The organism is Streptomyces sp. NPDC048291 (genome assembly GCF_043201715.1).
GTDB lineage: Bacteria > Actinomycetota > Actinomycetes > Streptomycetales > Streptomycetaceae > Streptomyces.
On record NZ_JBICZC010000035.1, the window covers coordinates 1 to 9,920 of the forward strand.

General features: G+C 72.9%; 9 protein-coding genes. 3 read left to right on the forward strand and 6 right to left on the reverse strand.

What is annotated here, in order from left to right; genetic code table 11:
* The first annotated feature begins 156 nt into the window (after positions 1-156).
* The 3 genes from ACGF5O_RS48860 to ACGF5O_RS48870 are packed head-to-tail and all read left to right on the forward strand — an operon-like array spanning position 157 to position 2,608.
* On the forward strand, positions 157-1,038 hold the full coding sequence (locus ACGF5O_RS48860; protein WP_393816412.1) for an alpha/beta hydrolase: 882 nt from the start codon (positions 157-159) through the stop codon (positions 1,036-1,038).
* On the forward strand, positions 1,035-1,619 hold the full coding sequence (locus ACGF5O_RS48865) for a hypothetical protein (RefSeq protein ID WP_393816413.1): 585 nt from the start codon (positions 1,035-1,037) through the stop codon (positions 1,617-1,619). The genes ACGF5O_RS48860 and ACGF5O_RS48865 overlap by 4 nt, the downstream gene beginning before the upstream one ends.
* Before the next feature lie 5 nt (positions 1,620-1,624).
* On the forward strand, positions 1,625-2,608 hold the full coding sequence (locus ACGF5O_RS48870) for an MsnO8 family LLM class oxidoreductase (RefSeq protein ID WP_393816414.1): 984 nt from the start codon (positions 1,625-1,627) through the stop codon (positions 2,606-2,608).
* 88 nt (positions 2,609-2,696) lie between these two features.
* Here ACGF5O_RS48870 and ACGF5O_RS48875 read toward each other — a convergent pair whose 3' ends face one another.
* The 6 genes from ACGF5O_RS48875 to ACGF5O_RS48900 all read right to left on the reverse strand — a co-directional run bounded on the left by ACGF5O_RS48875 (position 2,697) and on the right by ACGF5O_RS48900 (position 9,857).
* The gene (locus ACGF5O_RS48875) at positions 2,697-3,953 is read right to left on the reverse strand and encodes an acyltransferase family protein (RefSeq protein ID WP_393816415.1); all 1,257 of its coding nucleotides are present in this window, start codon (positions 3,951-3,953) and stop codon (positions 2,697-2,699) included.
* Positions 3,954-4,044: 91 nt separating this feature from the next.
* Positions 4,045-5,307, reverse strand: coding sequence for an FG-GAP repeat domain-containing protein (locus ACGF5O_RS48880; protein ID WP_393816416.1), 1,263 nt, complete (start codon positions 5,305-5,307; stop codon positions 4,045-4,047).
* Positions 5,308-5,372: 65 nt separating this feature from the next.
* Positions 5,373-6,104, reverse strand: coding sequence for a hypothetical protein (locus ACGF5O_RS48885; RefSeq protein ID WP_393816417.1), 732 nt, complete (start codon positions 6,102-6,104; stop codon positions 5,373-5,375).
* Positions 6,105-6,152: 48 nt separating this feature from the next.
* Positions 6,153-7,367, reverse strand: coding sequence for a non-hydrolyzing UDP-N-acetylglucosamine 2-epimerase (gene wecB / locus ACGF5O_RS48890; RefSeq protein ID WP_393816418.1), 1,215 nt, complete (start codon positions 7,365-7,367; stop codon positions 6,153-6,155).
* Positions 7,368-7,572: 205 nt separating this feature from the next.
* The gene (locus tag ACGF5O_RS48895; protein WP_393816419.1) at positions 7,573-9,264 is read right to left on the reverse strand and encodes an FAD-binding protein; all 1,692 of its coding nucleotides are present in this window, start codon (positions 9,262-9,264) and stop codon (positions 7,573-7,575) included.
* A complete protein-coding gene (locus ACGF5O_RS48900) occupies positions 9,261-9,857 on the reverse strand; it encodes a sigma-70 family RNA polymerase sigma factor (protein ID WP_393816420.1) in 597 nt (198 codons plus the stop codon). Before ACGF5O_RS48900 ends, ACGF5O_RS48895 begins: the two co-directional genes overlap by 4 nt.
* Between the last annotated feature and the right edge of the window lie 63 nt (positions 9,858-9,920).

Sequence of the window (9,920 nt, forward strand, 5' to 3'; positions counted from 1 at the left end):
TCCCGTACGGCGGATCGCGGTGCGACCTGGCCAACTGCCGGTTGGCGTCGGCGGTACGGCTCTGCACAGTGCCGAAGGGGACCCCGGCGCCACCGCACCCCGGCCGCGGCGGGCGGTCCCGGAAACCGGAAACCGGAAACGGGAAAGGAGAACGTCGTGAAGCGTGTCCCGGACCTCCGGCACGCCCCCTCGCAGGGCACCGTCGGCTGGAAGGAGGTGCTGCTGCCGGCCCAGGGCCATCAGGTACCGGCACGGGTCTACCGGCCCGCCGCCGGGCCCGTCGGCTGGCTGGTCTGGGCGCACGGCGGAAGCTGGCAGTACGGTTCGGCGGCCCAGTGGCACGAGGTCACCTCGGACCTCGCCCGTTTCTCCGGCAGCGCCGTGGTCAGCGTCGACTACCGGCTCGCCCCCGAGCACCGGCACCCGTCCGGACTGCTGGACGTGCTGGCCGCGGTGCGCTGGGCCCGCCGCGAGGCGATCCGGGAGAACGGCGCCCCGCTGGTGGCCGTCGGCGGCGACAGCTCCGGCGGGACGCTCGCCGCCTCGGCCGCCCTGGTCCTGCGGGACTCCGGTGAACCGCTGGCCGGGCAGTTCCTCGCCTACCCGCCGTTCGACCCGGCCTGCCGCAACCCCTCGTACGGGGCGGACGCCACCGCGTACCCCTCCGCCGAGCAGTTGCGCACCGCCTGGCTCCGGTACCGGGGCAGCGCGCCGCTCAACCGGCGGACCGGCGGGAACGTCCTGTACTCCACCCCGCTGGAGGCCGCGGACGTCACCGGGGTGGCCCCGGCCGTCCTCGCCGTCGGCGACCACGACCCGGTGCTGGACGACGTCCGCGGGTACGCGGAGACCCTGCGGCAGGCGGGGGTGCGGACCTCCCTGCGGCTGTTCCACCAGACCCCGCACGCCGCGCTGGTCATGCCGTCCCGGCAGGGGGACGCCGACCGGGCGCATCCGATGCGCCAGTGGCTGGGCCGGATGGTCGCGGCCCGCTTCGCCGAGACCGCCGGCCACATCGCACACCAGGAGGACAAGTGACCACGCACCCTGTATCACCGCCGGTCCCCGGGGCGCCCGCCCATCTGGCGGCCCTGGGCCGCCACTTCGGGGACCTGCGCGACGGCACCCACGGGGACGCCGTCTCCCGGCAGAGCAAGGAACGGCTGTTCCACCAGGCGGTCACGCTGCTGGACCCGCACGCCCGGCGGGTGCTGCGGGAGTTCGACCAGGAGATGCTGCGCGGCACCGGGACCGTCGAGGCCACCGGCGCGGGCCGCACCCCGGACGGCGGACTCGCGGCGCTGTGGACGCTGTCCTGGCCGGAGCAGCGGGAGACGGACATCCGGCCGATCACGCTGATGGCGCACTACGGACGGGGCTTCCACCATCCGCATCTGCGCGGCGCCACGGTGGCCGACTGGCCGCTGAACGTCTTCACCGCGGAACAGGCGGCGGCCGAGGTGCCCACCCTGCGCGCGATCGCCTCCGCCGACCTGCACAACCTGGTGTTCCAGCGCGACTACCGCATCGTCCCGGCGATCGTCGAGGACCGGCCAGGGCCGGACGACCGGCACGGGCAGGACGGCCGGCACGGGCCGAGCAGCCGGGAGGAGGCGTGAGCGGCGTGCGGATCTCCGTTCTCGACCAGTCCCCGGTCGGCGAGGGGCACACCGGCGCCGACGCGCTGCGGGCCTCGCTCGACCTGGCCCGCGACGCCGACCGGCTGGGCTTCACCCGTTACTGGGTGGCCGAGCACCACCACTCGCCGGGTTTCGCCGGGAGCGCCCCGGAGATGCTGGCCGGAGCCGTCCTCGGGGCGACCGACCGGATCCGGGTCGGCACCGGAGGGGTGCTGCTGCCGCGCTATCCGGCGCTGAAGGTCGCCGAGGTGTTCGCGGTGCTGTCCGCCCTCCACCCGGGCCGGGTCGACATGGGCATCGGACGGTCCGGCGGACCGGCCGGGGACTTCCCGGAACGGCTGCGGGAGCTGCGCGCGCTGCTGCGGCCGGGCGGCCCGGACGACGGCCCGCGCGCCGTGACGGCGGTGCCGCCGGTACCGCCGGAGCTGTGGCTGCTGGGGGCGAGCGCCGGTTCGGCCACGGCCGCCGGTGAGCTGGGCGTGGGCTACGCCTTCGCGCACTTCCTGGTACCGGGACCGGGCGTCCGGGCACTGCACGCGTACCGGAGCGCCCGGGCCCGTGCGGTGGCCGGGGACGGGCACGGCGGGGTGCTGGCCGTACGCGCGGTGCTCGCCGACAGCCAGGCGCGGGCCGAGGAGCTGGCCGGGGCGATGCTGTTGTGGCGGGCCCGCAAGGACCTCGGCGACGACCGTCCGCTGCCCTCGGCGGCGAGCGTACGGGCGCACCGCTGGACCGGACTCGAAGCGGAACGGGCCGCCGACCGCAGGCGGTCGATGGTCTACGGCACGCCCGAGGAGGTCGTCCCCCGGCTGCGCGCGCTGGCCGAGGAGCACGGGGTGTCCGAGCTGATGGTCAACACCCTGACCCAGGACCCGGCCGACCGGGCGCGCTCCTACCGGCTGCTGGCCGAGGGCTTCGGACTGTCCGGCACGCGGTCCGGCGAACCGGTGGCGGCTGCCGCCGGCTGAGACCGCGTACGCGTGCGAAGTGCCCCGTCCTCCGGGAGGACGGGGCACTTCGCACGGCTGGGTGAGAAAGGGCTTCCCACCCCTGGACTCAGGTCAGTTCCCGCTCGGCGTCCGGTGCGGCGGCGGACACCGTGCGCCGGGCCGGTACGGGCGCCGGGGCCGCAGGGGCCGGGGTGGCCGCCGTGGGCGCGGGGCGCCGGGCGCGGGCGAAGCGGCGCATGGCGGGCATCTCCACGAAGCGGTAGAGGAGCCAGCCGGCGAGCAGCGAGGCCGCGAAGAACAGGACGACGACGGCCACCGCCACCGGGGTGCCGAACGGCTCGGAGCCCAGCAGGCTGCGCAGGTAGAAGATGGTGACGCCCTGGACCAGGTAGAAGCCGAAGGAGACCTCGCCGAGCCAGACCATGGGGCGGCTGCTCAGCCAGCCGCCGCGGGAGCGGGCGTCGCCGTCGGCGACCGCCGCGATCAGCAGGCCGATCGGTACGACGGTGGCCGTGACGAAGGTGTACTGGAACGGCACGAAGTAGGTGGCCCCGTACCCGGCCGCGACCAGGACGAGCGAGAGGCGGATGCCGATCCGGCGGGGCCAGCGGCCGGTCAGCACGATCCGGGCGAGCAGCGCGCCGAGCACGAACTCGAAGAGCCGGCCGGGCGGGAAGAGGTACCCGAACCAGAACTGCGCGTCGGAGACCGGGGTGATCGCCGACTTGGGCGTGTCGGGCACCAGGTACGTGGAGACGAGCTGGACGGCGACGGTACCGGCGACCGTCACGGCGGACCAGGCCCACAGCGCGCCGCCGCGCAGCCTGCGGATCGGGACGATCAGCAGCGGGAACAGCAGATAGAACAGCAGCTCGCTGCCGAGGGACCAACTGGGCGGGTTGAGGCTGAGGTTGATCGACGCCTGCGGGAAGAACGTGTGGATCAGCAGCAGGTTCGGCAGCCACTCGGAGACCCCGGTGACGGCCGCCCCGGCGAACAGCACGGTGACCGCGGCGGCGACGACCAGGTGGTTGGGGAAGATCTTGGTCATCCGGCGGCGCCAGAAGGCGGTGACCCGCTCACCGGGCCGTGCGGACCAGGCCAGGACGAAGCCGGAGAGCACGAAGAAGAACGAGACGCCCATGTAGCCGGTGGAGACGAAGGTCCTGGCGTACACGCGGGCCAGGGTGTGGTCGGCGAACGGGTTGACCGGACCGTTCGGCGGGACGGGGCTGTTGGAGAGGGAGGAGTGGAAGAAGAACACCAGGAGCGCGGCGAAGAACCGGAGCCCGGTGAGCGAGGGCAGCTTCGAGGGTCTGCTCCCGGGGCGGGAGGTGCCCGGCGGTACGACGGCGGAGGACATGGCGACGCTTTCTGCTGAGGGCGGTGCCGCCCGACCCGGCCGGGTGGGACGGGCGGGCCGGGCGGCGTCCGCGGAGGTCGGGGCAGGGGGTCTACTCGGCGTCGCCGCGCGGCGTCCGGTTCCGGTAGAGCATGATCTTGGCGTCCTTGGCCACGTAGTAGTTCTGGACGGAGTAGGCGATGGTCGCGAAGTCCAGGCGGCCGTCCCCGTCGAAGTCGCCGGTGGCGATCCGGGCGACGGACTCCTCGCCGACCCGCCACTTGGCCCAGACGCCCGCCGCCAGGTCGATGGCCTTGTAGTACATGACGCCCTGCCAGGGCCACGGGCCGCGCAGCGCCACCAGGAACTCGTCCTCGCCGTCGCCGTCGAAGTCCGCGCAGACGATCTGGTGGCCGGGTCCCTCGCCGCTCTCGTTGGGGTCGCCGTAGACGTCCAGCAGGGTGCGGGTCCAGACGGGTTCGCCCCGCTCGTCGGTGCCGGTCCTGGCGTAGACGGCGACGGTGTTGCCGTGGAAGGGCTCGACGGCCGCGACGTACGCCATCGGGTCGCCGCCGATCCGGCCCGCGTTGACGTCGCCGCTGCCCCGGAACCCGGTGGCCTCGAACTGGGTGGTCTCGCCGCTGCCGATGAGCCTGCGCACCCACTGGCCGGTCGCCTCGTCGAAGTAGAGCCAGGTGACGCCCTCGTCGGAGGCGAAGAGCAGCGAGTCGAGGTCCGAGCCGGGTATCAGCCCGGCCTTCTTCTCGGCGCCGTGGATCATCCGGAAGTGGCTGTCGTCGATGGTCTCCATCGGCCATTCCGCGGCGGTGTGCACGTCGTCGGGCTGGGTGAAGACCACCACCGGGAGCACCGCGTGCACGTCGGCCTCGGCGACGATCGGGACGCCGACGATCTGGAGCCGGTCGGTGCGGGTGAAGTGCCCGACCCGCAGCCGGTGCATGCCGGTGGCCCGGCCGACGTAGTGCCGCTTCCAGCGGGACTCGTCCTTGTCCGGGGCGCCCGGGTTCTCCAGCCAGTCGATCTTGCCGCCGGCCGGGTCCGGGTCGTGGATGGTGCCGATCGGGCCGTACAGCTCGTAGCAGAGGACCACGTCCGGGTGGCCGTTGCCGCTGATGTCGGCGAAGTCGGCGCCGACCGGCATCCGGATGCCGTCCGCGATCAGCCGGCGGATCCAGTGCTCGTCGTTCTGGTACCAGTAGATCTCGCCGAGGCGCAGACCGTAGCCGAACAGGTCGGGGCGGCCGTCCTGGTCGATGTCGGGGGCCTCCAGCCAGTAGCCGTCGCGCAGTTGCTCGGCGACGACCTCGGGGGCGAAGACCGGCGGGATCGGAGCGGGGCGGTGGTTCTCGGTCATGGCGTGGGTCCTCTCGGGAAGGCGGGTCGGCGGGCGGGGCCGGCGGGCGGGGTCAGCGGGCGGGGTCAGCGGGCGGGGCGGTGGTACTCGACGGCGAGCCAGACACAGTCGGTGTCGGCGCGGTACTGGTGCCAGGGGTAGCGGTAGCCGCCGCCGGGGGCGGTACGGCAGAAGGGCTGCGGGGTGGTGTAGCCCGGGGCCATCGGGATGTCCTGGTAGAGCGTGCGGTGGTCGTGTGCGTGGAACTTCTGCATCCGGCCCACCCCGGCGATCTGGGTGTGGACCTCGATGAAGTCGTGCCGGTTGTGGATGGCGCAGTCCGTGCCGGCCGGGGCGTACCAGAGGTTCACCCGGATCTCGTAGGTCTCCTCGGCCCGCCGTTCCGGGTGCTCGCCGAGCAGGTGGGGCGCGTCCAGCCGGGCCGTACCGGCACCGTCCTGGGGGCCCTTCCACAGCGGGGTGTGCCGGGGGAACTCCGTCGGGTCGGCCGGGTCCGGCGGCGGCAGCAGTGCGCCCAGCGGATGCCAGCCCGGCGCCCGGACCACCTCGGCGGCCGGCCGGTCCGGGAGGCCGAGGACCAGCACGGAGGGCGCGCCGACGATCGTGGTGTCCGCCAGGATCGTGGAGGACAGGGCCGGGATCGTCACCCGCGGTTCGACGTCGAGCAGGACGGGATCCGGATGGGGGTTGACCACTACGGCGGGCCCCCGCACCCGGTAGTGGTCGACGTTCTCCACCAGCAGCGACGGGATGTCCTCGGCGCCCAGCTCCAGGGTGCGGACGGTGTTCCGGTTCATGACGGGTCCTCGGTGCTCAGAGGGTGGGCTGCTCAGGGGGTCGGCTGCTCAGGGGGTCGGCTGCGGCGCGTGGCGCTGGTAGTCGGCGCTGCGGGCGAGTTCGGCGGCGAACTGGTCGACCGGGGTCTCGGGCACGAACGGCTCGGGACCATCGCCGAGACCGAGGAAGCAGGCCACCGCGTCGACGGTGCGCCGGGCGGCCCTGCCGTCCCCGTAGGGGTTGGCGGCACCGGCCATCCGGGCGTAGGCGACCGGGTCCCGCAGCAGTTCGAGGGTGGCGGCGACGATCCGCTCGGTGGTCTTGCCGACCAGCTTGGCGGTACCGGCCACCACGGCCTCGCTGCGCTCGGTGACCTCGCTGAGCACCAGGGTCGGCTTGCCGAGCGCCGGCCCCTCCTCCTGGGCGCCGCTGCTGTCGGAGACGATCAGATCGGCCCGCTTGAGCAGCTTCATGAAGCTCAGGTACGGCAGCGGGTCGGTGACGGTGATGTCCGGGTGGCCCGCGACGACCGGCAGGATCGCCTGGCGCACCGCGGGATTGCGGTGCAGCGGGATCACCACCCGGGTGCAGGGCTCGTCCGCGATCCGGCGGAACGCGGCGGCGATCTCGGGGAGTTGGGGCCAGGCGTCCCGGCGGTGGGCGGACGCCAGGACGATCCGGCGGGGGTCCTCGTCGAGGTCCCGCAGGGCGGGGTCGCCGTACTCGGTGGCGTGTTCGCCGGCCCAGCGCAGGGCGTCGATCACGGTGTTGCCGGTGACGACGACGGTCTCCTCCGGGATGCCCTCGCAGAGCAGGTTGGCGCGGTTGGCCGGGGTGGGCGCCAGGTGCAGCGCGGAGATCTGGCCGACCAGCCGCCGGTTGCCCTCCTCGGGAAACGGCGAGGAGAGTTCGCCGCTGCGTAGTCCGGCCTCGACGTGGACGACCGGGACCCCGTGGTGGAAGCCCGCCAGGGCGCCGGCCAGCGTCGTCGCCGTGTCGCCGTGCACCAGCAGGGCGTCGGCGCCGAGGCCGGGGAGCCGGGCCTCCAGTCCGTTGAGGATGCGGGCCGTCACCTGGGAGAGGGTCTGCCGGGGGGCCATCACCTGGAGGTCGATGTCGGCCGCCAGACCGAAGGCGTCGAGGGTCTCGTCCAGCATCTGCCGGTGCTGCCCGGTCGAGATGACCACCGGGTCGAGACCGGGATGCGCCTGGAGCGCCCTGATCACGGGAGCCATCTTGATGGCCTCCGGCCGGGTGCCTATGACCACCGAAACAGTTCGCATTTCTTTCTCACCATCCAATCCATCAGCACGGTCGAATTCCTATTCCTGAAGTCCTGCACTGACGGGAAATAGAATTCCACCGGGGCGGGCGGAGGGTCAACGCGTGCGATTTCCCGGTTGTACGAGGCGGTGGGCGCCGGGCACGAAAAAGGCCGACCCCGCTCCAGTGAGCGGGGCCGGCCAGGGGCGTTGCGGGCGTCTTGTATCAGCTCCGCGCGGGAGCCACGGACATGGAGTGCCGGAACACGTCCGAGGGGTCGTAGCGCCGCTTGACCTGCTGAAGCCTCGGGTAGTTGCCCTTGTAGTAGAGGGTCGTCCACGGCGTGCCGGAGCGGTTGTACCGCGGGTCGGTCATATCGCGGTCCGGATAGTTGATATAGCAGCCGTCGGTGGCATCGTTGATTTCCGGTACACCGCCGCTGGCCGCGAAGAATTCACCGTAGAGATCCCGGAGCCAGCCCAGATAGAAGTCGTCCTCGGCGGGGTCGTTCCAGAAGGTCTGGAAGCACATCTTGAACACGGCGGACCGCTGGGCGTTGGCGGTGGCGTGCTCCTCGACGGCGTTCACCCGGCCGCCGAACGAGAACAGCACCAGCATGGTGTCCGGGTTGGTGAAGTCCGGCCGGGTCATGTACCGGTACAGCGCCGTGAGCTGGTCCTCGCTGAAGTTGCGGCGCATGTACGCGGACTTGTGGCCGCCGCGCGAGGTGGGGTTGGTGATCGTCGGGTTGTCGGTGCCGACCAGCCGGGTGGCCTGGAGCCAGGGCAGTTCCCGGGGTTCGTGCAGCCCCGGCATGGCCGGCAGCTCGCCGTTGCCGCGGTCCAGCGAGCGGAGTCGCACCCCGGTGCCGCTGGTCACCGCCGCCATGAAGGAGTCGAGCATCTCCCGGGCGCCGGGCACCGAGGCGTCGATCTGGGTGAACATCCCCAGGCTGCCGTGGGCCTTGGCCGAGACGTTGAACAGGCTGCTGAGATGCCGGTAGGGACTGTCCGGGGCGCTGTGCTGCTCGTGCCAGGCCCCGAAGTTGTACACCAGCCGCTTGAACGTCTTCTCGTCCAGGCCGTCCCAGGGGATGTCGACGGCGCTGACCAGCACCGTCGCCGGCGCCTTCACCAGCAGGTCGGACGGCTCGGGGCCGCGGGCGTCCGGCGAGCGGAACCAGTAGCGGGTGACCAGCCCGAAGTTGCCGCCGCCGCCTCCCGTGTGCGCCCACCACAGGTCCCGCTCGGGGTCGTCGGCCTCGCGGGTCGCCCGGACGGTACGGGTCCGGCCGGCCGCGTCGGCCACCACCACCTCGACCGCGTAGAGGTGGTCGACGACCAGGCCGTGGGCCCGGGACAGCAGACCGTACCCGCCGCCGGCGATGTGGCCTCCGGCGCCGACGCTGTAGCAGATGCCGCCCGGCACGGTGACGCCCCAGCCCTTGAACAGGGCCTCGTAGACATTGAGCAGCCGGGCGCCGGGCTCCACGTAGAAGGCGCGCATGGCGGGGTCCCAGCCGACCCCGGTCATCTCGGAGAAGTCCAGGATCACCTCGACGTCGGGGTTGCTGGTGAAGTCGGCGAAGCAGTGGCCGCCGCTGCGCACCGAGATCCGCTTGCCGCTCCGTACGGCCTTGGCCAGCGCCTGTTCGGCGTCGGCCGGGGAGCGGATCATCTTCACGTAGTCCGGGGTGGCGACGAACCGCTGGTTGTTGCCGGTCTTCAGGGTCGGATAGCGGGAGTCCCCGGGGGTCACCGTGCTGCCGATGCCGGTGCCGGTCCCCTTCCCGGTGCCGGGGGCGCCCGGCCCGGCCGCCGCGTGGGCGTCGGCGGGCAGCAGGGCTCCGGCCACCGCCGCGCCACCGGCCACGGCGGCACCGCGGCCGAGCAGGGTACGTCTGTCGATTGCGTTCATGTCAGGGGCTCCTTCGCAGGGGTGGATGGTGCGGGACCGGTACGGCGTGGGTCGAGTTGGGGCAGCAGCTCCCGCATCCGGCGGCGTCCGCGGTGCACCCGCGAACCCACCGTCCCGGTGGGGACGCCGAGGATCTCGGCGATCTCCTGGTAGGCGAGGCCCTCGATGTCCGCGAGCCGCAGCACCGCCGCGTACTCCTCGGGCAGCGAGCGCAGCGCCCTGCCGATGTCGGGATGCGCGAACCGGGCCAGGTACTGCTCCTCGGCGGAGGCCGGCGGGCCGGTGTCCGGCCGGAAGTGCAGGTTCTCGTCGAGGGGTTCGGCGCTGTGCGGCCTGGCTCGGCGGCGGCGGTGGTCGTTGATGAAGGTGGTGATCAGGATCCGGTTCAGCCAGGCACGGACGTCGGTGCCGGGCCGGTACTGGTGGAAGGAACGGAACGCCTTCAGACAGGTCTCCTGGAGGAGGTCCTCGGCGTCGGTGTGCGAACGGGTCAGGCGCCGGGCCGCGGCCAGGAGGTGGGCGCGGTGCGGCAGGGCCTCCGCCTCGAAGGCACCCGCCAGGTCCGGCTGCTTCGCCGTCGGGGTGACGGCCATCGGTTTCCCTCGGGCAGGGGCGGGGAGACCCCGAAGTCGCCTCCCCGCCCTGGTGGTCGGTTG